This window comes from Curtobacterium sp. MCPF17_021 (assembly GCF_003234605.2).
Classification (GTDB): domain Bacteria; phylum Actinomycetota; class Actinomycetes; order Actinomycetales; family Microbacteriaceae; genus Curtobacterium; species Curtobacterium flaccumfaciens.
This window is the reverse complement of the sequence record NZ_CP126252.1, coordinates 1477092-1498064: the sequence shown is the minus strand read 5'-3', so window position 1 is coordinate 1498064 and position 20973 is coordinate 1477092. Positions and strand designations below refer to the sequence as shown.

General features: G+C 71.6%; 21 protein-coding genes and 1 pseudogene. 13 read left to right on the top strand and 9 right to left on the bottom strand.

From position 1 onward, the window contains the following. The first annotated feature begins 182 nt into the window (after positions 1–182). Complete coding sequence (locus tag DEJ29_RS07065; protein WP_111095047.1) at positions 183–1787, top strand: putative Ig domain-containing protein; 1605 nt, start codon at positions 183–185, stop codon at positions 1785–1787. Positions 1788–1928: 141 nt separating this feature from the next. Beyond that, positions 1929–2561 carry an FMN-dependent NADH-azoreductase gene (locus DEJ29_RS07060; protein WP_111095048.1) on the top strand — a complete coding sequence of 211 codons (633 nt, stop codon included), beginning with the start codon at positions 1929–1931 and terminating at the stop codon, positions 2559–2561. Positions 2562–2582: 21 nt separating this feature from the next. Here the strand turns inward: DEJ29_RS07060 and DEJ29_RS07055 are convergent, their stop codons facing one another. Further along, the gene (locus DEJ29_RS07055; protein ID WP_181438196.1) at positions 2583–3626 is read right to left on the bottom strand and encodes an MBL fold metallo-hydrolase; all 1044 of its coding nucleotides are present in this window, start codon (positions 3624–3626) and stop codon (positions 2583–2585) included. A gap of 157 nt (positions 3627–3783) precedes the next feature. Between DEJ29_RS07055 and DEJ29_RS07050 the strand changes: the two genes are divergently transcribed. From DEJ29_RS07050 to DEJ29_RS07040, 3 genes are all read left to right on the top strand, one after another. After that, the gene (locus tag DEJ29_RS07050) at positions 3784–4827 is read left to right on the top strand and encodes an ATP-dependent DNA ligase (protein ID WP_111095050.1); all 1044 of its coding nucleotides are present in this window, start codon (positions 3784–3786) and stop codon (positions 4825–4827) included. Positions 4828–4992: 165 nt separating this feature from the next. Then, complete coding sequence (locus DEJ29_RS07045; protein ID WP_156155271.1) at positions 4993–5154, top strand: hypothetical protein; 162 nt, start codon at positions 4993–4995, stop codon at positions 5152–5154. Then, positions 5151–5294, top strand: coding sequence for a hypothetical protein (locus tag DEJ29_RS07040; protein ID WP_017886554.1), 144 nt, complete (start codon positions 5151–5153; stop codon positions 5292–5294). Before DEJ29_RS07045 ends, DEJ29_RS07040 begins: the two co-directional genes overlap by 4 nt. Before the next feature lie 34 nt (positions 5295–5328). On the opposite strand, the gene ligD is transcribed toward DEJ29_RS07040, so the two are convergent. Continuing rightward, a complete protein-coding gene (gene ligD / locus DEJ29_RS07035; protein ID WP_111095051.1) occupies positions 5329–6351 on the bottom strand; it encodes a non-homologous end-joining DNA ligase in 1023 nt (340 codons plus the stop codon). A 153-nt stretch (positions 6352–6504) separates the two neighbouring features. Here ligD and DEJ29_RS07030 point away from each other — a divergent pair, with 153 nt between their 5' ends. Genes DEJ29_RS07030 through DEJ29_RS07020 form a run of 3 tightly spaced genes read left to right on the top strand, consistent with a single transcriptional unit; the run spans position 6505 to position 9161 of the window. After that, positions 6505–7341, top strand: coding sequence for a DUF429 domain-containing protein (locus tag DEJ29_RS07030; RefSeq protein ID WP_111095052.1), 837 nt, complete (start codon positions 6505–6507; stop codon positions 7339–7341). Between the two features lie 9 nt (positions 7342–7350). Continuing rightward, complete coding sequence (locus tag DEJ29_RS07025; protein WP_111095053.1) at positions 7351–8553, top strand: glycosyltransferase; 1203 nt, start codon at positions 7351–7353, stop codon at positions 8551–8553. Further along, positions 8550–9161: a uracil-DNA glycosylase gene (locus DEJ29_RS07020; protein WP_111095054.1), complete on the top strand. Its 612-nt coding sequence runs from the start codon at positions 8550–8552 to the stop codon at positions 9159–9161. The genes DEJ29_RS07025 and DEJ29_RS07020 overlap by 4 nt, the downstream gene beginning before the upstream one ends. A 51-nt stretch (positions 9162–9212) precedes the next feature. Here the strand turns inward: DEJ29_RS07020 and DEJ29_RS07015 are convergent, their stop codons facing one another. Then, a complete protein-coding gene (locus DEJ29_RS07015; protein WP_051596670.1) occupies positions 9213–9641 on the bottom strand; it encodes a DUF6892 domain-containing protein in 429 nt (142 codons plus the stop codon). Between the two features lie 97 nt (positions 9642–9738). Between DEJ29_RS07015 and DEJ29_RS07010 the strand changes: the two genes are divergently transcribed. Further along, on the top strand, positions 9739–11193 hold the full coding sequence (locus DEJ29_RS07010) for an APC family permease (protein ID WP_071404196.1): 1455 nt from the start codon (positions 9739–9741) through the stop codon (positions 11191–11193). 380 nt (positions 11194–11573) lie between these two features. Further along, positions 11574–12194: a hypothetical protein gene (locus tag DEJ29_RS07005; protein WP_111095055.1), complete on the top strand. Its 621-nt coding sequence runs from the start codon at positions 11574–11576 to the stop codon at positions 12192–12194. A 4-nt stretch (positions 12195–12198) separates the two neighbouring features. On the opposite strand, the gene DEJ29_RS07000 is transcribed toward DEJ29_RS07005, so the two are convergent. From DEJ29_RS07000 to DEJ29_RS06990, 3 genes and pseudogenes are all read right to left on the bottom strand, one after another. After that, entirely contained in the window at positions 12199–12633 is a 435-nt protein-coding gene (locus DEJ29_RS07000; protein WP_111095056.1) for a hypothetical protein, read from the bottom strand. Positions 12634–12729: 96 nt separating this feature from the next. Beyond that, a pseudogene (locus DEJ29_RS06995) lies at positions 12730–13218 on the bottom strand (DUF6264 family protein); the annotation flags it as partial. Continuing rightward, positions 13188–13568: a DoxX family protein gene (locus DEJ29_RS06990; protein ID WP_111095058.1), complete on the bottom strand. Its 381-nt coding sequence runs from the start codon at positions 13566–13568 to the stop codon at positions 13188–13190. The pseudogene DEJ29_RS06995 and the gene DEJ29_RS06990, both read right to left, overlap by 31 nt. Before the next feature lie 90 nt (positions 13569–13658). On the opposite strand from DEJ29_RS06990, the gene DEJ29_RS06985 reads away from it, so the two are divergent. Continuing rightward, a complete protein-coding gene (locus tag DEJ29_RS06985) occupies positions 13659–13991 on the top strand; it encodes a hypothetical protein (protein WP_111095059.1) in 333 nt (110 codons plus the stop codon). A gap of 7 nt (positions 13992–13998) precedes the next feature. On the opposite strand, the gene DEJ29_RS06980 is transcribed toward DEJ29_RS06985, so the two are convergent. Beyond that, complete coding sequence (locus DEJ29_RS06980) at positions 13999–14499, bottom strand: DUF427 domain-containing protein (protein WP_181438197.1); 501 nt, start codon at positions 14497–14499, stop codon at positions 13999–14001. A 136-nt stretch (positions 14500–14635) separates the two neighbouring features. Here DEJ29_RS06980 and DEJ29_RS06975 point away from each other — a divergent pair, with 136 nt between their 5' ends. Beyond that, entirely contained in the window at positions 14636–16048 is a 1413-nt protein-coding gene (locus DEJ29_RS06975) for an amino acid permease (RefSeq protein ID WP_111095060.1), read from the top strand. Positions 16049–16097: 49 nt separating this feature from the next. On the opposite strand, the gene DEJ29_RS06970 is transcribed toward DEJ29_RS06975, so the two are convergent. Together DEJ29_RS06970 and DEJ29_RS06965 are read right to left on the bottom strand one after the other, a co-directional pair. Further along, positions 16098–17081 carry an AraC family transcriptional regulator gene (locus DEJ29_RS06970; RefSeq protein ID WP_111095061.1) on the bottom strand — a complete coding sequence of 328 codons (984 nt, stop codon included), beginning with the start codon at positions 17079–17081 and terminating at the stop codon, positions 16098–16100. A gap of 116 nt (positions 17082–17197) precedes the next feature. Beyond that, complete coding sequence (locus DEJ29_RS06965) at positions 17198–17395, bottom strand: hypothetical protein (protein WP_027465181.1); 198 nt, start codon at positions 17393–17395, stop codon at positions 17198–17200. A gap of 122 nt (positions 17396–17517) precedes the next feature. Between DEJ29_RS06965 and DEJ29_RS06960 the strand changes: the two genes are divergently transcribed. After that, positions 17518–20949, top strand: coding sequence for a DEAD/DEAH box helicase (locus DEJ29_RS06960; protein WP_146248341.1), 3432 nt, complete (start codon positions 17518–17520; stop codon positions 20947–20949). The last annotated feature ends 24 nt before the right edge of the window (positions 20950–20973 follow it).

Below are 20973 nucleotides of genomic sequence, written 5' to 3'. Positions count from 1 at the left end.
ACAGGGCGCGCCGCGCGTGCGGGGGTCCGGCGGTTTCCCGCACGCACCCCCAACCCGGGTCACATTCCGGTGAATCGTCACAGCCCGGCAACGTCATCCCGCTACGATCCGAGAACGCCGACATTCTCGGCAAATTCACATGATCTGGGCGATGAGCCCGGACCGAATCCCTGGGGGATCCCGTGCACCGCAGCACCTCCACCGTCCGTCGCGCCTGCGCCGTCGGCACCACCGTCGCCCTGGTCGGCCTGACCACCGGCCTCGGCATCATGACCGCGACGGCCGCCAACGCCGAGACGCTCGACACCACGCAGCCGATCGTGGCCGCCGAGACGCCGGCCCCGACCCCGGCCGAGGGCAGCGAGACGCCCACGCCGACGGACCCGCCCGTCGAGACCGCGCCCGAGACCCCGGCTCCGGCCGAGGAAGCCCCGGCGCCCACCCCCGAGGCCACCGAGCCCGCCGCGCCGGAGACCACCGCGCCGGCCGCCACCGAGGCTCCGAAGCCGACCGAGACCCCGAAGCCGGACGTCACGGCCAAGGCCGCCGACGCCGCCGTCACCATCGAGGGCACGGCCAAGGTCGGCACCCGACTCGTCGCCGTCGTCACCGGCTTCGACGACGAGGCGGGGTACAAGTACTCCTGGACCGACCAGGACGGCAACGTCCTGTCGAAGGCCGCGAGCTACGTCGTCGACCCGACCGACGTCCGCAAGACCATCACGGTCGCCGTGACGGGCACGCTGCCCGGCGCGACCGAGACCTCCACGGTCGAGTCCGAGGCCACCGCCGCCGTGACCCAGACCCCGGCGTTCCTCGGCGAGGACGGCCAGCCCACCAAGGCCGGTGCCACGCAGGACAGCCCGCTCGAGCTGAGCACCGCCGCCGGTGACGCCTTCTCGCACACCTTCCGTGCGCAGGGCTTCCCGGAGCCGAAGTACAGCCTCGCCTGGTTCGACGACGAGGAGCTCGAGGACACCACGTACTTCGACGAGAACGGCGACGAGTACATCCCCGAGCCCGACGAGCAGCTGCCCTACGGCATCTCCTTCGACGCCTCGACCGGTGAGCTCAGCGGCGTCACGACCGACGCGTGGGACTACCAGTTCGCGGTGACCGCGACGAGCGGCACCGAGTCCGTCACCCAGTACGTCTCAGTGACCGTCGAGGCGGGTGCGCCCGCGGGCGTGATGGTCTACACCACGGATCGCGCGACCCTGCTCGCCGACGAGGAGAGCGATGACCAGAAGACCTGGATCATCGAACCGGACGGCAGTGTCATCACGCTGACCCCGGACGAGTTCATCATGGGCGGCCGACCGACGATCAAGCAGGGCGGCACGCTCGTCGTCACCGGCGATCTGGTCGACCGATGGGGCAACTCGATCGAAGACGGTGACGATGAAGAGGTGCCGGAGTCCGCGATGACTCCCCCGACGGTCACGTCCGACGTGGCCAGCGACGTGATCGCGCCCGATCCCGAGTACGGGCCCGACCTGGTGAACGTCACGTTCCCGCACGCCTCGATCCACAACCTGTCCGTGACTGCAGGCGCGTTCAGCACCACGTTCGCCGTGGACGTCCAGCCGACCGCGGTCGCCGGCATCGCCGACCCGACCCCGGTCGCGCCGGCAGCAGCCCCGGTCGCCCCGGTCAACACCGGCGGCCAGCTCGCCTACACCGGCTCGGACACCACCGACGCACTGCCGTGGGCCCTCGGCCTGCTCGTCGCCGGTGCCGGCCTCATCGGCGCCCGCTTCGCGCGTCGTCGTCGCGCCCAGCGCTGACACCCTGAGACGTCTCCCGTCCGTCGCGTGCCCGCGCGGTGGACGGGAGGCCCGTGACGGCCCCGCCTGCTCCTCCACCGGAGCAGGCGGGGCCGTTTCGCATCCGCGCCCGGCCGGGTCCGCGCCGGTAGCGTTGGCGACATGCCCACGCTGCTGCACATCGACTCCTCGGCCGACCTCTCCCACTCCCGCTCGCGCGCACTGACCGCGGCCTTCGCCGACGCCTGGCGCACCCGCGGCCCGGAGTACACGGTCGTCCGGCGGGACCTGCACGTCGACCAGCTCCCCCACCTGGAGACCTCGGCGTTGCACTGGGCCGCAGCCGACCGCACCGCCGAGGAGGCCGTCGCGCCCGAGGCCGAGGCCCTGCGTCAGGAGGTCATCGACGAGCTCCTGGCCGCCGACGTCGTCGTGGTGGGTGCGCCGCTGTACAACTACACGGTGCCGTCGACCCTGAAGGCCTGGATCGACCGCATCCACGTGCCCGGCATCCTGACCGGCGGCGTGCAGCCCCTGGCCGGTCGACCCGTCGTCACCGTGGTGAGCCGCGGCGCGACCTACGACGCCGGCACCCCGACCGAGGGCTGGGACCACGGCTCCCCCGTCCTGCACATCGTGCTCGGCACCGCGCTCGGCATGAAGCTGTACCCGATCACCGTCAGCGCGACCCTGGCCGACCGGCTGCCGGACCTCGCACCGCTGGCCGACCACGCCGCCGCGGAGTTCGCCGACGCGAAGACGACGATCGAGCGCCTGGCGACGACACTCGGCTGACCCGCGCGGCTGCGGCGCTCGTCAGACGGGTCGCACCTCGTCTGCCCGCCCGAGCAGGTCCGCGTGGAAGGCCGTCTGCGTCAGCGCGCTCGCGAGCAGGAACCCGGTCATCGACTCGATCCCGCCGCTGAAGGGCACCCGAGCCGCGACCTCGAACAGGGTCGGTCGGTCCATTGCGTCGAGGGCATGGGCGACGTGGCGGGAGCGTTCCTCCCGGTGCCGGGCCAGAGTCCGCGCACGGGTGACGACGTCGCGGAACCGGTACTCGTGCCCCGGGCAGACCTCGAGATCGGCGTAGGGGTCGAGCCGCGCGAGCGACGCCAGGTAGTCGCCGAGCGGGTTCGTCCCGGTCCGGCCGCCGAGTCCGATGCCGGAGTTGATCCGCGGCAGCACGTGGTCGCCGGAGAACAGCAGGCCGTCGGCCTCGTCGAGGAAGCACACGTGCCCGCTCGTGTGCCCCGGGGTCCAGAGCGTGCGGATCGTCCGGCCGGGGATCGGCAGCAGATCGCCGTCCTCGAGCAGCACGTCGGCGTACGGCGCCTCGATCCGGCCCATCCCGATCCGGCGTCCGCTGCCCCACGCCTCAACGACCCCCGCCCGCAGGTCTTCCGGCAGCCCCCACGTCGCGATGTCCGCGTCGTTCCACTCGGCGTCGGCGCGTTCCCGTTCGAGCGCCCGGACCTCGAGGCCGTGCATCGCCACGCGTGCACCCGTCGCCCGACGGATCGCGGCCGCGGCGCCCAGGTGGTCGGCGTGCAGGTGCGTCACGGCGACGAGCGACACGTCGTCCAGGGTGCGTCCGATCGCGGCGAGCCCGTCACGCAGCTCGGCGAGTCCGCCGTCGGCCGACCACCCGGGGTCGATCACCGCGAGCGAGCCGTCCGCCCCCTCGACGACGTACACCAGGGTGGCGTCGGGCACCCCGAACCGGAACGGGACCGCGAGGGTCCAGATGCCCGGCCGGACCTGCTCGACGGGTGGCAGGACGCCGTCGCGGAGCGCGGCGGCCTGCACGGGGCTGATCGGTTCCGGGGCCGGCGCTGCCGGCGGGGGCACGGTCGTCACGCCGGCCACCCTACCGACGCTGGCCGACCTGCCCGGGGTGATCCGGGCCTCCCGGCCGCGCATCGTGAGCAGAAGATGTCGGGTCGTCGAGCCGAACCCGACCATTCCTGCTCACGAAGTGCGCAGCCCCGCCGACTCTCGCGAGTAGACAGGACCCATGGAGATCGCACCGATGCTCGCCAAGGCCGTCGCCACCGTCCCCGACCCGGACAGCACCAAGGGCGGGCTGCGGTACGAACCGAAGTGGGACGGCTTCCGCGGGATCGTGACCATCGACGGTGACGACGTCGAGATCGGCAGCCGCGGCGCCAAGCCACTCACCCGCTACTTCCCCGAGCTCGTCGAGGCCTTCCGTTCGCAGTTCGGCGGCCGCGACCACCCGGTCGTCCTCGACGGCGAGGTGATCCTGCGTTCCGGCGAGCCCGGTGCCGAGCGCCTGGACTGGGAAGCCCTGTCGCAGCGCATCCACCCCGCGGCCTCGCGGATCGCCAAGCTCAGCGTCGAGACGCCGGCGCAGTTCGTTGCCTTCGACCTGCTGGCCGTCGACGGACAGGAGCTCCTCGACCTGCCCTTCGACGAGCGGCGCGAGCGCCTGGAGCAGCTCGGCGGCGACATGACCGATCCGCTCTTCGTCACCCGCACCACCCTCGACGTCGAGCAGGCCCGTGAATGGCTCACCACGTTCGAGGGCGCCGGGCTCGACGGCGTCGTCGCGAAGCCGCGAGCGCGGCCGTACGAACCGAACAAGCGCTCGATGCTCAAGATCAAGCACCACCGCACCGCCGACGTCGTCGCGCTCGGCTACCGCGTGCACAAGAGCGGCTCCGGCGTCGGGTCGCTGCTGGTCGGCCTGTTCGACGCCGACGGCGAGCTCCGCCAGGTCGGCGGCGTCTCCGCCTTCTCCGACAAGCGCCGGGCCGCGTTGATCGACGAGCTCGAGCCCGTCGTGCTCCTCGATGCGGACGGGAGGCCCGTCACCGGTGACGGGGAACGCTCGCGGTTCTCGTCGGGTCGCGACACGTCGTTCGTCCGGCTGGAGCCGGAGCTGGTGCTCGAGGTCCGGTACGACCAGATGGAGGGCGACCGGTTCCGGCACACCGTGCAGTTCGAGCGGTGGCGGCCCGACCGAGAGGCGACGTCGTGCGGGTTCGAGCAGCTCGAGGTACCGAGTGCGTACGACCTGAGCGACGTGCTGTCCTGACGCGTTCTCTGCCGTGTCCTGACGGCCGAACGCACTGCGGTGTCCGTTTGTCGCTGTTCTGTCACGTTCCGGGTTGAGTAGTTAGCCGAACTAGCGAAGCCGTGTCAGGATGTTCCCAGCAGCACGAGGCACCCAGTCCGGATGCCCAGATCGAAAGCGGTCGACATGAGCACCAGCACGCTTGTCCGCCACCCTCAGCGGAGCCCCTTCACCGAAGTCCGAGAGGCACGGCGCCAGCGCGTCCTGCAGCTCAGCGCGGTCATCAGCGCCATCGCCGGCGTGACCGCCACGGCACTCGCACTCGTCACCATCGGACTCGGCGCGTGATCGTCGACGGCATCACCGACGCGCACCGCGGCACCTGGTCGCGGCTCACCCGCCTGCACACCGCGAGCGTCGGGCTGCCGACGCACACCACCCGCGTCGAGGACCCGGACCGCCAGCGGGACGTCTCCTCCGCAGCCTGAGGCTCGGCACGGCCGGCTGCCCGGCCGCTCGGCCTCAGCTGGGCTTCTTCGCCCGTGAGGGCTGCACGCGCGGCGGCTCCCCCGGCATCTTCGGGAAGTCGGGCGGGAACGGCAGCTCACCCTCGCCGTTCGCCAGGTCACGCTCCCACCACTCCAGGAGCGGCGCGATGCTGCCCGGCTGCTCCCCCATCGACTCCCACGGGTCGCCAATGGTGTGCAGCCGCTCCGGCACCGTCCGGATCGTGAAGGTCGTCGGGTCCGCGGTGCGCAGTTCGTCCCACGCGATCGGCGTGGACACCGACGCGTGCGCCAGGGCACGGGGGCTGTAGGCGCCGGCCATCGTGCGGTCGCGGTTCGCCTGGTTGAAGTCGACGAAGATGCGCTGCCCCCGCTCCTCCTTCCACCACGCCGTCGTGACCCGGTCGGGCATCCGTCGTTCGAGTTCGCGCGCCGCAGCGATCACCGCGTGCCGCACGTCGAGGAACTCGTGCTCGGGGCGGATCGGCGCGAACACGTGCAGACCACGGTTGCCGCTCGTCTTGATCCAGGTGGTCAGGCCGACCTCGTCGAGGACCTTCCGCAGTTCCTCGGCCACCGGCACCGTGTCGCCGAAGTCGGTGCCGGGCTGCGGGTCGAGGTCGATGCGGAGCTGGTCCGGGTGGTCGCTGTCCTCGGCACGAGAGGCCCACGGGTGGAACACCACCGTGTTCATCTGTGCGGCCCACACCGCCACGGCCGGCTCGTCGATCACGAGCTGCGGGTGCGACCGGGCACTCGGGTAGGTCACCGTCACCGAGCGGACGTAGTCGGGGGCACCCTTCGGCGGGTTCTTCGAGAAGAACTGCTCGCCGTCGACGCCGCCCGGGAACCGCTGCAGCGAGATCGGCCGGTCGCCGTTCGCCCGGACGAAGGCGTCGCCCACTGTGACGAGGTACTCCGCCAGGTCGAGCTTCGTGATGCCCGCCTCGGGCCAGAGCACCCGCGAGGGGCTGCTGATCCGGACCTCGCGGTCACCGTCGGGGCCGGGCACCCGCACCGTCGTCGCTTCGCTCGCCATGCAGCGGACCGTACACGTGTGCCGGATGCCCGCCCGCAGCCGGGACCGCTCTTGTTCCCGCAAGACACCGGTGTTCCCTGGTCGAACACGCGCACGCCGGTGTTCAGCGCGCGGACACCGGTGTCTTGCGGGCAGGGTCGGCAGGATGGGCGGGTGAACGCGTACCTCGGCATCGACCTGGCGTGGGGGCTCGGCTCCGAGCGGAAGGCCGCGAACGAGACGGGGCTGGTGGCGATGGACCACGACGGCACGATCACCGACGCCGGGTGGGCCCGCGGGGTCGACGCCGTCACGGACTGGATCGCCGAGCACCTCGGGCCACGATCCCTGATCGCCGTGGACGCCTCGCTCGTCGTGACGAACCCGACGGGCATCCGCGAGTCCGAGCGGCAGGTCGGGCAGCGGTACGGCCGGTGGAAGGTCGCCGCGAACCCGACCAACCAGGCATCCGCGGCGAGCGCCGGCTCAGCGCTGCTCGACCGGCTGACCACGCTGGGCGTCGGCTACGTCTCCGACACGGACTCGATGCGCCGACGCACCGGTCCTGCGATGTTCGAGTGCTACCCGTACACGACGCTGGTCGGCGTGGAGGAGCTCGGGTACGACGTGGAACGACCCCGGTACAAGCGGCTCGACCTCCGGATCCCTGCCGCCGAGGCTCGTGCCCGTCGCGCCGAGGCCTTCGACGAGCTGGTGCTGCGGCTGCGCGAGACCCCGCTCGACCCGCCGCTGCTGCTCGACTCGCACCCGCTGACGCGGCGGCTCGCCGACCCGTCGGTGCTGCACGGTCCGACGCACAAGCACCGCGAGGACCTGCTCGACGGGGCGCTGTGCGCGTGGACGGCGGCGTTCTGGGAGCGAAACGGCGACGACCGCGTGCAGATCCTGGGAGGTGATCGGGGCCTCCCCGCCGACCCGCTGGACGAGGCGGGCCGCCGGCCCGTCGTGGTGGCACCCGCACGCCCGTCGCAACGGAGGCCGCGCGGCTAGGGTTGAGCGGTGAGCGCGACGACCGAACCCCTGCACATCGGGCTGGTGTCGCTGCACACCTCCCCCGGAGACGAACCCGGTTCGGGCGAGGTCGGCGGCATGAACGTCGTCGTCCGGCACCAGGCCGAGGCACTGGCCGACCTGGGCCACCACGTGGACATCATCACGCGCCGGTCAGCCCCGACGCAGCCGGACTCGGTGTCGCTCGTGCCGGGCGTGTGCCTGCGGTTCCTGTCCGCGGGGCCGGCCGAGCCAGTGCCGAAGGGCGAGCACGACGCGTTCATCGAACCGTTCCGTCACGAGCTGCAGCAGCTCGGGCCGTTCGACGTCCTGCACTCGCACCACTGGTTCTCCGGTGCCGCCGCGCTGCCCGTCGCCCGCGAGCGCGGCATCCCCCATGTGCAGTCGTTCCACTCCATCGCCGCCGACCCGGCCACGCCGCTGTCCGAGGGCGAACGCCCCGAGTCCGCGGGCCGCATCGCCGGCGAGGAACTGCTGGCCCGCGAGTCGGACGCCGTCGTCGTGGTGTCCGAGGCCGAGGCGTCGACCGTGCGCACCCGGCTCGGCGGCGACGACGCCCGCATCTGGATCGTGCCGCCGGGGGTCGACGGGTCCGTCTTCCGGCCCGCGGCGGTCGGTGCGCGCCGCGCCGCCACCCCCTACGTGGTCGCGGCGGCCCGCGTGCAGCCGCTCAAGGGCCTGGACCTGGCGATCGAGGCGATCGCCGACATCAGCCTGGAGGCCCGCCCCACCCTGGTCATCGCGGGCGATGTCTCGAGTGAGGCGGGCGACTACGTGGACGAACTGCGTCGGCTCGCCGACGCGCGGGGCATCGCCGACCACGTCACCTTCATCGGGCCGCAGTCGCGTGCCGACCTGGCGTTCCTGTTCCGTGGCGCGGCAGCCGTGCTCGTGCCGTCCCACTCCGAGACGTACGGGCTCGTCGCACTCGAGGGCTCCGCTTCCGGGGTGCCGGTCGTGGCCGCCGCTGCCGGGGGCCTGCGTGAGGCCGTGGTGGACGGGGAGACGGGCGTCGTGCTCGAATCCCGCGACCCGCAGGCGTGGGCGGACGAGATCGAGCGGATCCTGACGGATGCGCCGTACGCCGCCGGGCTCGCCGCTGCAGGCCGGGAGCACGCGGAGCGCCTGAGCTGGGAGCGGTCGGCCGCGGGACTCGAGGACGTCTACCGCCGGGTGCTCGGGCGCTCGTGAGCGGGACGGGCGGGCGGTTCGCGGCGTTCTGGGCCGCGCTCGACGCCGTGCCCGTCGAGTCGGACGCCGAGGCGCTCTACGACGTCGGATCGGCCGAGGGACGGCTGCGGCGCGCGAACCTGACGCGGTACCTGGAGCTGTCCGGGGCGGGGGCCGACACGTTGCTCGTGGCCGAGGCCCCGGGGTGGCGCGGCATGACGAACACGGGTGTGCCGTTCACGAGCATGCGCGAGCTCGGGCCCGGGTTCTCGTCTCCACCGGAGCCGACGGCACCGTGGGAGGCCTCGTCGCGCGTCGTGCACGCTGCGCTGGAGGGCTGGCGCGGTGCGCTCCCGGTCGCGTGGGCGATCTTCCCGCACCACCCCTTCGTGACACCGGACCGGCTGACGAACCGGACGCCACGGCCCACCGAGGTCCGCTCGGGCGCACCCGTCGCGCTCGCGCTGCTGGAGGCCCTCGGCGGTGCGGACCGGCTCCGCGTGGTCGCGGTCGGTCGGAAGGCGCAGGGAGCGCTCGCCCTGGCCGGCATCGAGGCGATCGCCGTGCGGCACCCGGCGCAGGGCGGCGCGACGCAGTTCACCGAGCAGCTGCGGGCGCTGGACCGCTAGCCAGCTGGTCGATCGCGCGGGCGTCCCGGTCGTGTCCCGGTCGCATCCCGCTCAGGCGGAGCGGACCTCGACGCCCTTGGCCGCGAGCCGTTCGGCCACGTGGGCGGGCAGTGGAGCGGCGGCGTACACGGTACGGAGCTCCGGCAGGTCGAGCAGGTCGTCCCAGTTCTGCGGGTCGAAGCGGTCGTCCGAGCCGTCCCAGCCGGGGTGGACGTCCCGCAGCACCTCGAGGTCGGAGTCCACCGTGATCTCGGTGACGAGCGACAGGTGCGACGGCAGCAGGTCGAGGTCGTCGTAGTACTCGCGCGCCCGGTCGTCCTGCCCGTCGACGTCGAGGTCCTCGTCGGTCTCGTCCTCGGCGTCCGGGTCGTAGGGGTCCAGGACGTCGAGGTCGTAGCAGAGGACGTCGAGCACCAGGAGCTTCGCGTTGAAGTCCGCGAACTCGATGGGCTCCTCGGTGGTGTTCGACTGCTGGTCCATGGCCGGAGCGTATCCGTCGCCGAGCGACCGTGTTGCGATCGCGAGAAACCTTCCTGTGGGACTGGACAGAAAGGCATTCCGCGCGCAAGGGTGACGCATGGCCACCACCAAGACGGACCGCCCACAGCAGGAGCAGCACGAGCTCCGCCGGGTCATCGGTCCCAAGCTCCTGCTGCTCTTCATCGTCGGCGACATCCTCGGCACGGGTGTCTACGCGCTCACCGGCCAGGTCGCGGCCGAGGTCGGCGGGGCAGCGTGGCTCCCGTTCCTCATCGCGTTCGCGGTCGCGCTGCTGACGGCCTTCTCGTACCTCGAACTCGTGACGAAGTACCCCCAGACCGCCGGTGCCGCGCTCTACGTGCACAAGGCGTTCGGCATCCACTTCGTCACCTTCATCGTGACGTTCATCGTGATGTGTTCCGGGATCACGTCGGCGTCGACGGCATCGCGGGCGTTCGCTGCGAACCTCGGCGCCGGGTTCGGCATCGAGCTGCCGAACGGCGTGGTGATGCTCATCGCGATGGGCTTCATGCTCGCGGTGATGTTCATCAACTTCCGCGGGGTGAGCGAGAGCGTCAAGACGAACGTCGTGCTGACGCTCGTCGAGCTGTCCGGTCTCGTCATGGTGATCCTGATCGGGTTCTGGGCGATCGCGGGCGGCAACGCGGACTTCTCGCGGGTCGTGATGTTCGAGACGCCGGAGGACAAGTCCCTGCTGCTGTCGATCAGCACCGCGACGTCGCTGGCGTTCTTCGCGATGGTCGGGTTCGAGGACTCGGTCAACATGGCCGAGGAGACCAAGGACCCCTCGCGCATCTTCCCCAAGATCATGCTCACCGGCCTCGGCATCACCGCCGTGATCTACGTCCTCGTGTCGATCTGCGCCGTGGCCGTCGTGCCGATCGGTGAGCTGGCCGGCAACGAGACCCCGCTCGTCACCGTCGTGCAGACCGCCGCGCCGGACTTCCCGATCGCCGACCTGCTGCCCTTCATCTCGATGTTCGCCGTCGCCAACACGGCCCTGATCAACATGATGATGGCGTCGCGCCTGCTCTACGGCATGAGCAAGCAGGGTGTGCTGCCGGGCTTCCTGTCCCGCATCTCCCCCGCCCGTCGCACCCCGTCGACCGCGATCGTCTTCACCACGCTCATCTCGCTGCTGCTGATCGGGTGGGTCTCGCTCGACCCGGACTCCCCCATCGTCGTCGTCCTCGGTGGCACCACCTCGCTGTTGCTGCTGACGGTGTTCGCGGTCGTGAACGTGACCGTGCTCGTGCTGCGCCGCGACAAGGTCGACCACAAGCACTTCCGCGCGGGCGTCATCATCCCGGTCATCGGCATCATCACGTGCCTCTGGCTCGTCCTGCCGTTCTCGTCCGGTCGTGACCCGCAGCAGTACCAGATCGCCGGCGCACTGCTGGCCCTGGGCGTGCTGCTCTGGATCCTGACCTGGTTCACCCACGGACGGAAGCAGGCCGAGAAGGCCCCGACCGGACTCGTGACGGAGCCGACGAAGGTGCAGCGCCCGCCGCACGACCACCGCGACGTCTGATGGACGCGACCAGTGTCATCTGGACCGTCGTCATCGCGGTGATCGCCGCGCTGTCGCTGTCCGCCGGAGGCTGGCGCCTGCGTCGGGGTCGACGGGCCGACCGACGCGACCGGTGACCGCCGCGCACGAGTGACCCGTGACGGTTCTGGTTCGCGAAGCCCCCGCTTCGTGAACCAGAACCGTCACTCGTTGCCGGGGAGGCACCTTCCCCGCGGCGAGCAACCCGCGGCGAACCCCGAACGCCGAACGCCGAACGCCGAACCCCCGAACGGGCGATCACGGCGGGCCGCCGCAGGCTTCCCAGGAGGCGCCCGTACGCTCGTGCTGCTCTTCCCGCTCCGCCCGCCCAGCACCCGCCCAGCCCCTCGAGAGGTCCCGTCATGCGCCGTGTCGGCATCACCCTCGCCTCGGTGTTCGGCGCCGGGATCGTGGCGGTCGGCATCGGCGTGGTCGTCCTCGTGGTGATCGCGGTCAACTCGCTCGCCGGCATCGCGAAGTCGAGCGCCGCCACCCCGACGCCCGCGTGCCCGGCCGTCGCCTCGAAGACGATCGGCGGGATGGTCGTGCCGGCCGGCCCCGTCGGTGGTTTCTGCCAGGACCGCCTGGTGAACGCCGCACACGTGATCGAAGCCGCCCAGGCGCTCGGCATCGGCCCCCACACGCAGGCCGTCGGGGTGATGACCGCGATCGGCGAGTCGAGCCTGGTGAACCTGGACCACGGCGACGCCGCGGGCCCGGACAGCCGCGGCCTGTTCCAGCAGCGCGACAACGGCGCCTGGGGAACGTACGAGCAGCGGATGGACCCGTACACGGCCGCGACGATGTTCTACACGAAGCTCGTGAAGGTCCCCGGCTGGAAGACGATGAGCCCGACGCAGATGGCGCACGCGGTGCAGATCAACTCCGATCCGGAGCACTACGCAAAGTCGTGGCCGCAGGCGAAGGCGATCGTCGAGGAGCTCACCGGCCAGGACGTGCCGGACGCCGCTCCCCAGGGCTGACCGCTCACGAGGCCACCGCCTGCGTCTCCTCGTCGAACTCGACGATCGCGGCTCCCCCGGAGTGCACGACGACCTGGGCGCGGAGCCGGACCGACTGCTCGTCGAGGGCACAGGCGCAGGCGTCGACCCACTCCCAGTCCACCGGGTAGAGCCGGTCGGCGTCGGGGCGTTCCCACACGAGCACGACGTCGACGGCCCCGAGCTGCGCCACGATGTCGGCGACCAGGGCCGCGAAGTCGTCGACGTGTTCGTCCGGGGAGTACGGCAGGTCGGCGATCGGCAACAGGAACGGGATCGACATCCCGCGGTCGTCGAGGAACAGCACCCAGCACTGCCGGCGCAGCGGCCGTTCGACGACGGCTTCGACGAGTCTGACGACGTCGTCGTCGGTGCGGACGGGTTCACGGATCAGGCGGTCGAGCATCTCGGTGTCAGGCATGACTCCAGCGTGGCTGCCCGACCGCCGCCACCGAGGCGCACCCCGGCTTCTGTGGAGAGACACGCGACTCTCCCCCACCTGTGGAGGAAGAAGCGTTCAGATGCCGTGCGTGACCGAGCTGTCGACGAGCAACAGCGAGGCGAAGAACACCGCGACGATCGCCGCCATACCGACGAGCACCACCGGCCAGGTCAACCGCCGCCGCACGAGCCGCAGCACGCACACCACGATCGTCGCGACGAGCACCGCCGCCACGATGATCGGCCCCGCGACGACCACGGAGTCACCCAGCGTCTCGTTGCAGGTGTTGCCCGGCGCCGCACACGACACGAACGCCAGCGACATGAGCTTGATCCCCCACCCCGCTGCCAACGCGCCGACCGTGAGCACCACGAGCAGGGCGGTGGAGGCGACCACGTCCGCGACGCGGCTACGGCCTGCCAGGGGGTGGCGGGCCTCCCGACCGAAGCGTGCCGGACCGGACCCGAGCGGATCGGGGCCCGACCCGGGGCCCACGCCGGAGGCCGGGCCGGTCTGCCGCGCGGGCGCGCCCATCAGGAGCGCCGACCGCGCGTCGACCACAGGGCGAGCGCGATGAGGACGGGCTGGCCGAACAGGCGGACGAAGCGCTTCTCGTCGCTGTCCAGGCCGAAGGCGTCGCGCCGGTTGACCCACTGCGACAGGTTGCCGGGGAAGATCACCGTGAAGAACAGGGCCGCGACCGAGCCGACGAAGCGGCGGGCCGGCTTCGGCGCGAACACCAGGGCCGAGCCGAGTGTGATCTCCGCCACCCCCGAAGCGAGCACCGTCGCGTCGTCGTCCAGGGGGACGAACTCGGGCACCTGCGCCGTGAACTCCTTGCGCGCGAAGGTGAGGTGACTCGTGCCCGCGACGACGAGGGCCAGGCCGAGCAGGACGCGGAAGACAGAACGCATGCCCCCATGGTGCCCGTTCCCGCGATCGGGTGCCCGCGCTGCGCGACCTGGACGCGCACGAAGCGAGGTTCACTCGCTACCATGCGGTCCATGGGAGCAGTCGCTCGGGACCACGAACCGCCGGCAGCTCCGGCGACCTTCGCGGTGGTGCTCGGACCGGTCGCGTTCTACCTCGGCATCATCGTGCCCGCCCAGTCGACCGTGCAGCACGTGCTGCTCGGTGCGGTGTTCGGGCTGGTGTGCGTGCTCAGTGGCTGGCGGGCGATCCGGATCGCCGGCCGTCGCCGGGCCGTGCAGGTGTGGTCGTGGATCGGCATCGTGATCGGGAGCGCCGGGCTCGTCATGCTCGTCTGGCAGGTACTCGTGATCGTGACCGGGGGCGCGTTCCCGCCGCCGTTCTGGTCGCCGTACGCCAACCGATGACGCCGGGTCACCAGCCGAGCGTGCCGGGGGCGCCCTTGAACGGCCCGACGATGTCCGCCGTGATCCAGCCGCCGTAGAAGTCGCCGTCCTGCGCCTGGACCCGTTCGCCGCCGACCTCGCACGAGTCCATCGCCGACGGGTAGATCGCGACGCGTTCCCGCAGCGACTCGTAGCCGGGCACGGGCGTCGGGTAGTTCCAGGCGGCGCGGCTCGCGACCGTCCCGTCACTGCCGACGACGTCGAAGTAGCGCGCCAGGCCCTTGAACTCGCACATGCTCGAGCCGGGTGCCCCGACGAGCGCACCCTCGGCCAGGTCGGCCATCGGCAGGTAGTAGACCGGCGGGTGCGAGGTCTCGAGCACGCGGACGGCGTCGGTCGTGTCGGCGACGACCGTGCCGCCGAGACGGACGACGACGCGGGCGGTGACCCGCTCGACGGCGGGTGGGCGGGGGTAGTCCCAGACGGATTCCTGGCCGGGGCCGGGCTCGATCCTCTTCGGGTGGCGCATGCTCCAGGTGTACGCCCGGTGCCTGCGGTGCAGCCGCGTGCGTGCGGGTGCGGGCGGGCCGGGGCGTTCTTCGCCAGCCGCCGGAACGCCCGCAGCCGACCGTGCGCACGACCGCCTCCGGGTGCACCATGGGCGGGTGACGACGACGACACGCACCCTGTTCCGACGGAAGCCCATCGACACGATCGATGACGAGGCCGGGGGCGAGGGCGGCCTGAAACGGCACCTCGGCCTGTGGCAGCTCACCGCGATCGGCATCGGCGGCATCATCGGCGCCGGCATCTTCACCCTCGCCGGCACCGTCGCGAACGGCGTCGCCGGGCCCGCGGTGCTGATCAGCTTCCTGGTCGCCGGGGTCGCGAGCGCCGCCGCTGCCCTGTCGTACGCCGAGTTCGCCGGGCTCATCCCGAAGGCCGGCAGCGCGTACACGTACGGCTACGCGGTGCTGGGCGAGATCGTCGGGTGGTTCATCGGCTGGGACCTGCTGCTCGAGTACACGGCGATCGTGGCGGTGGTCGCGATCGGCATCTCCGGCTACGTCGGGTTCCTGGTCGGTCAGTTCGGCATCGACCTGCCCGCGTGGATGCTCGGCGCCCCGGGCACCGGTGACGGGCACGTGATCGACGTCTTCGCGATCGCGTTGTGCCTGCTCACCGCGTTCGTGCTCACGCGCGGCATCCGCAGCGCCGCCCGGTTCGAGTTCGTGGCCGTCGGCATCAAGGTGGCGCTCGTCGTGCTCATCGTGGTGCTCGGGGTGTTCCACATCAACAGCGCGAACTACTCCCCCTACTTCCCGTTCGGCTTCGGCGGCGTGATGACCGGTGCCGCCACAGTGTTCTTCGCCGTGTTCGGCTACGACGCGATGTCCACCGCGGCCGAGGAGTCCACCGACGCCCGCAAGCACATGCCGAAGGCGATCCTGCTGTCCCTCGGCATCTCGATGGTGCTGTACGTGCTCGCGACGCTCGTGCTCACGGGCATGCAGGACTACAAGGACATCGACCCGGCCTCGGGCTTCTCGTCGGCGTTCGCGTCGGTCGGGCTCGGCGGTGTCGCCAACGTCATCGCGATCGGTGCCATCGTCGGCATCGTCACGGTGCTGGTGACGTTCATGCTCGGTGCCTCCCGCGTCTGGTTCTCGATGAGCCGCGACGGCCTGATGCCGAAGTGGTTCGCGAAGACCGACCCGAAGCGGCACGTCCCGACCCGGGTCACGTGGATCCTCGGCATCGCGTCGGCGATCCTGGCCGGGGTGCTGCCGATCGGTGTCGTCGCCGAGCTCACGAACATCGGCATCCTGCTCGCGTTCGTGGTGGTGTGCTCGGCCGTGGTGGTGCTGCGCTACCGGCAGCCCGACCTGGACCGCCAGTTCCGGCTGCCGTTCATGCCGGTCATCCCGATCATCGGCGTCATCGCGTCGCTGTGGCTCGTGACGTTCCTGCAGTGGGAGACGTGGGTGCGGTTCGCGATCTGGTTCGCGATCGGGCTCGGCGTCTACTTCGGGTACTCGCGGAAGCACAGCAAGCTCGCCGCGCCAGCGAAGCGCTGAGGACAGCAGCCGTAGCAACCGACGTCGGCAGCGCCCACGCCCCCGCCGTTCAGCGCCGCAACGTCTCCCGCGGGTACTCCCCGAACCGGTTCGCGTACACCGAGGCGAAGCGCCCCATGTGCGCGAAGCCCCACCGCCGGGCGACGTCCGCCACCGAGGTGGCCTGCGGGTCCAGGATCCGCAGTTCCTCGTGCACCCGGCCGAGCCGCACCTCGCGCAGGTACGTCATCGGCGAGCGCTCGAACGCCCGCTGGAACGACTCCTGGATCCCGCGGATGCTCAGTCCAGCGGCCTCGGCGATGTCGGCGACGGTCAACGGCTGGTGGGCGTGCGCCTGGATGAACTCGACCGCGGCCCGGAGCCGACCGTCGCTGCGCGTGCCGTAGCCGGCGGGGAACCGTTCGGCCTGCAGCGGGTAGATCCGGAACAGCGCACGGGCGACGTCGCGCTGCGCCTCGTGCCACGCGAGCGAACCCTCGCCCTCCTCGCGCAGAGCCCGGAGCGCTCCGGACACGGCGGTGCGCCACAGGGCCACCGCGGAGGGGTCCGGCGCGACGGTGGTGTCGAAGGCCATGGTGCCGTCGACCAGGTGGTCCTCGGCGGCGACGTCGAGCACCAGGTCACGGCGCAGGTGCACCAGGCGCTGGTCCCAGTCCTGGTACTCCATCTCGAACCGGCGCTCGACGGGGAACATGGTGGGGACGCCCGGCTGCATGCGCACCTCGTCGCGGCCGACGTCGACGCGGGCCTCGCCGCGTTCGAGCCACTGCACGACGACCTCGCCCTCGGTGGCGACGTCCCCGCGCAGGTACCCGTGCATCTGCGAACGGCGGATGCTCAGTCGTTCGTCACCGACGCCGACGTACTTGAACCAGTACTCCTGGTCGAGGGCCCGCGAGTACCAGGCCTTGCCCGCGTACATCCCGGCGAGCGAGCTGATGGCTTGGTCGATGTCCTGTCCCGCCACGGCGACGAGCGAACGCGGCGGAGCGGGCAGGTGTGCTGGTGACTGCGACGGGGTCGTGTCGGTCATGGGAACACCTCTCTCTCCTGGAGCAGAGCGGTGTGGTCACCTCCGGGTGACCCCCGGCCTGCTCTCTCACGCTAGGGAGCAGCGGGTGGACGTACAACCGGGTTGCGCTCTGCGGCCTAACGGCCGGTCCAGCGAACCCAGCCGTGCACCTGAGCCGCCGCGCTCTCGAAGGACGAGTGCCCGCCGGTCAGCGAGTGGTCCGGGGAATCGACGGTGTACGTGTCCGTCCGGGTGATGTCGCACACGACCTCGGCGTCGATCCACCCGTTCCAGTGGTCGGCTGAGTCGCGTACCCACCGCAGTCGGTCCGGCATGCGTTTCCAATCGGTTCCGTGGACCGCAGTCGTCGCGCTCCGAGTCGGACGGTAGTCCTGTCAGATGTTCGTCGCACAGGGTGGCGGCCCGGATCGTCGGTGGTGACTGGCACGATGGTCCCGTGCCTGCTGCCCCGATGATCGACGCCGTGGACGTCATCCGCTTCGTCGGGCCGCAGACCTTCGGTCGCGCACGCGACGTCGTCCGCGCCGGCCTGGTCGACGACGCCACCTGGCACGACGACGACGGCACGGTCACCGCGGTCGTGTCCGGCACCGCCGACGACCCGTACGAACTCCGCGTCGACACCACCCCGGCGCGCGGCGACTTCGTCCGCCCGGTCCGCAGCACCTGCAGCTGCCCGCTCGGCGGCGACTGCAAGCACGTCGCGGCCGCGCTCCTCACCATCAACGCGCGTGCCCTCGCCGCGAACGCCGGCCCACGCCCGGAAACGCCGGCTCCGCCGCCCTCGGACTGGAGGCACGACCTCGCCCGCCTCGCCGGTGACGACGAGCGGGCGCCCACCCCGCAGGGCACCCGGATGGGACTGCAGTTCGAGTTGCGTGACGCGGTCCCCGCCAAGCTCGCCTCGCGAGCCCGTGCCGCCGGCCGCGCCCTGCCGGCGCCCTCCCGCAGCGTGCGGCTCGGGGTCCGTCCGGTGACCCGCAGTGACGCCGGCAACTGGGTGCGCGGGCAGCTGACCTGGGGCACGCTCCCCTACTCGCAGAACCGGCTCGGTGTCGGTGCCGAGCAGCACGCCTGGTTCCTGCAGCTCGCCGCCCTGCACCGCGCCGGGCAGCTCGCGGGCCTGCCGGGTGAGACCGATTGGCTGCACCTCGACGACTTCCGGAGCCCCCTGCTCTGGCCGCTCCTGCAGCAGGCCGCGGCGCTCGACATCGCGTTCGTCACCGGGAAGCGCGAGGGCGGTGCGGTCCTCGGCACGCAGGCCCAGGTGCTGCTCGACGTCGCCCGGCACGACGACGCCGTGGTGATCGGCGCGAGTGCCGTGCTCGACGGCCGACCCGTGGTGCCCGGAGCAGCGCGGATGATCGGCGACCACGGCGTCTACGTGTTCCGCGAGAGCCCCGAGTTCACGGTCGCCGTCGCCCCGACCCCGGCGCCGGTGCCCGAGGACCAGCGGCGGATGCTCGTCGAGGGCACCCGGATCACCGTGCCGACCGCCGAGGTCGACGAGTTCCTGGCCGACTGGTCACCCCGGTTGCGCGGTGCCCTCGGCCTGGTCAGCTCCGACGGCTCGGTGGAGCTGCCCGAGCGCACCCCGCCGGAGCTCGTGCTCACCGCGACGTTCGAGCCGGCCCGGGCGCCGCGCACCGACGACCGCGTGCACCTGCACTGGCGCTGGCACGTCGACGGCCGGAAAGACCCGGTGTCCCTGCACGGCCCGCTCCCCGACCTGTCCGGGCTCCGTGCCGCCGACGATCCGACGGGCGCCGACGACGCCCCCGTGTCGGATCCGGCCGCGGCGGTGGAGCCGACCACGGCGACGACGCCGGCCGACGACGCGACGCAGGCCGGGCCTCCCGTCCGCCCTGCCGGACCCGGTGGCGGACTGGACTGGTTCCAGGACGGCACCATCGACGGGGCCGACGTCGCGGTGTTCGCGAACGAGTTCCTGCCCGAGCTGCCGTCGCTCGGCGTCCGCACGGTCGTGCAGGGCGAGCGGCTCGACTACGAGCGGTTGAGCGGGCGGCCGCACATCCGTGTCACGACGATGCCGTCGGACAAGCACGACTGGTTCGACCTCGGCATCATCGTCAGCGTCAACGGCAAGCAGATCCCCTTCACGCCGCTGCTCACCGCGCTCGCGGGTCGGCAGCGACGACTCAAGCTCGTCGACAACTCGTACCTTTCGCTGGCCGACCCCGCGTTCGACCGGCTCAAGGAGCTCATCGACGAGGCCCGTGACCTGGACGAGTGGGAGCCCGACCAGCCGATCGCCGTCACGCCCCTGCACGCAGGGCTGTGGTCGGAGTTCGACCTGCTGGCCGACGAGACCTCGCACGATGAGCGGTGGCAGGCGATCGCCTCGGGGCTGCTCGGGGCGACTCCCCCGGCTGACGTCCCCGTGCCGGACACCGTGCACGCCGACCTGCGGCCGTACCAGCACGCCGGGTACGCGTGGCTGTCGTTCCTGGTGACGCACGGCATCGGCGGGGTGCTCGCCGACGACATGGGGCTCGGCAAGACGCTGCAGGTGCTCGCGATGGTGGCCGCCCGTCGTGCCGCGGAGCCCGACGCGCCCCCGTTCCTGGTCGTCGCACCGACCTCGGTCGTCGGCAACTGGGCGGCCGAGGCGGCCAAGTTCGTGCCGTCGCTGCGGGTCGCGACGGTGACCTCGACGTCGTTGAAGGACCCGGGGCTCGTCGCGCGCACCGCCGCCGCGTCGGACATCGTCGTCACCTCGTACGCGCTGCTCCGGCTCGACGCCCGCGCCTGGACCGACCTGCCGTGGTCGGCGCTGGTGCTCGACGAGGCCCAGTTCGTGAAGAACCCGCAGTCCCAGACCCACCGTGTGGCCTCGGAGCTGCAGGCACCGGTGAAGTTCGCGATCACCGGGACCCCGCTCGAGAACGGCCTGACCGACCTGTGGGCACTGTTCCACATCGTCGCGCCCGGGCTGCTGTCCACCTGGACCCGGTTCGGCGACGACTACGTGAAGCCCCTCGCCTCGCCCGAGCTCCGCGGCGAGGCCCGGCAGGAGCTCACCGGGCGGCTGCGCCGACGGATCCGGCCGCTCATGCTCCGCCGCACGAAGGAAGCCGTCGCGGCCGACCTGCCCCCGAAGCAGGAACAGGTCGTCCGGGTCACGCTCGACCCGGCGCACCGGGAGCTGTACGAGCGCACGCTGAACCGGGAGCGCCTGAAGGTCCTCGACCTGATCGACGACCTGTCGAAGAACCGGATGATCGTGTTCCGGTCGCTGACGCTGCTGCGGATGCTCGCGCTGTCGCCGGCGCTGGTGTCGGCCGGAGCGTCCGCATCGGCCTCGTCCGACACGGACGTCACGTCGGGCTCGACCCCGATCCCCTCGGCGAAGCTCGACCTGCTGCTCGACGAACTCGAACAGCTCGCGGCAGAGGGCCGTCGCGCCCTGGTGTTCAGCCAGTTCACCTCGTTCCTGCGGATGGTCTCGGACGCCCTCGACGCCCGAGGGATCGGCTACGAGTACCTCGACGGCTCCACCCGCAAGCGCCCCGAGGTCATCGAGCGCTTCCGGCAGGGCACCGCCCCGGCGTTCCTCATCTCGTTGAAGGCCGGCGGGTTCGGGCTCACCCTGACCGAGGCGGACACCGTGTTCGTGCTCGACCCGTGGTGGAACCCCGCCGCCGAGTCCCAGGCTGTCGACCGTACGCACCGCATCGGCCAGACCCGGTCGGTCAGCGTCCAACGGTTCATCGCCGAGGACACCATCGAGGAGAAGGTCCTCGCCCTCGCCGCGCGCAAGGCCGAGCTGTTCGCCACGATGATCGACGACGACGCCCTGTTCGCCGACGACCTGACCGCCGACGACATCCGCTCCCTGCTGACCTGAGGCGCCTCCCGCCGCCGCACCACC

Bases quoted from the DNA above. Each gene is read 5' to 3' on its own strand.
- DEJ29_RS06990 (WP_111095058.1), bottom strand. From the start codon at position 13,568: ATGCGTTCTGTCTTCCGCGTCCTGCTCGGCCTGGCCCTCGTCGTCGCG.
- ligD (WP_111095051.1), bottom strand. From the start codon at position 6,351: ATGGCGAGCGAAGCGACGACGGTGCGGGTGCCCGGCCCCGACGGTGAC.
- DEJ29_RS07045 (WP_156155271.1), top strand. From the start codon at position 4,993: ATGAGCACCAGCACGCTTGTCCGCCACCCTCAGCGGAGCCCCTTCACC.
- DEJ29_RS07015 (WP_051596670.1), bottom strand. From the start codon at position 9,641: ATGGACCAGCAGTCGAACACCACCGAGGAGCCCATCGAGTTCGCGGAC.
- DEJ29_RS06965 (WP_027465181.1), bottom strand. From the start codon at position 17,395: ATGCCGGACCGACTGCGGTGGGTACGCGACTCAGCCGACCACTGGAAC.
- DEJ29_RS06980 (WP_181438197.1), bottom strand. From the start codon at position 14,499: ATGCGCCACCCGAAGAGGATCGAGCCCGGCCCCGGCCAGGAATCCGTC.
- DEJ29_RS06970 (WP_111095061.1), bottom strand. From the start codon at position 17,081: ATGACCGACACGACCCCGTCGCAGTCACCAGCACACCTGCCCGCTCCG.
- DEJ29_RS07010 (WP_071404196.1), top strand. From the start codon at position 9,739: ATGGCCACCACCAAGACGGACCGCCCACAGCAGGAGCAGCACGAGCTC.
- DEJ29_RS07060 (WP_111095048.1), top strand. From the start codon at position 1,929: ATGCCCACGCTGCTGCACATCGACTCCTCGGCCGACCTCTCCCACTCC.
- DEJ29_RS07005 (WP_111095055.1), top strand. From the start codon at position 11,574: ATGCGCCGTGTCGGCATCACCCTCGCCTCGGTGTTCGGCGCCGGGATC.
- DEJ29_RS06985 (WP_111095059.1), top strand. From the start codon at position 13,659: ATGGGAGCAGTCGCTCGGGACCACGAACCGCCGGCAGCTCCGGCGACC.
- DEJ29_RS07000 (WP_111095056.1), bottom strand. From the start codon at position 12,633: ATGCCTGACACCGAGATGCTCGACCGCCTGATCCGTGAACCCGTCCGC.
- DEJ29_RS07050 (WP_111095050.1), top strand. From the start codon at position 3,784: ATGGAGATCGCACCGATGCTCGCCAAGGCCGTCGCCACCGTCCCCGAC.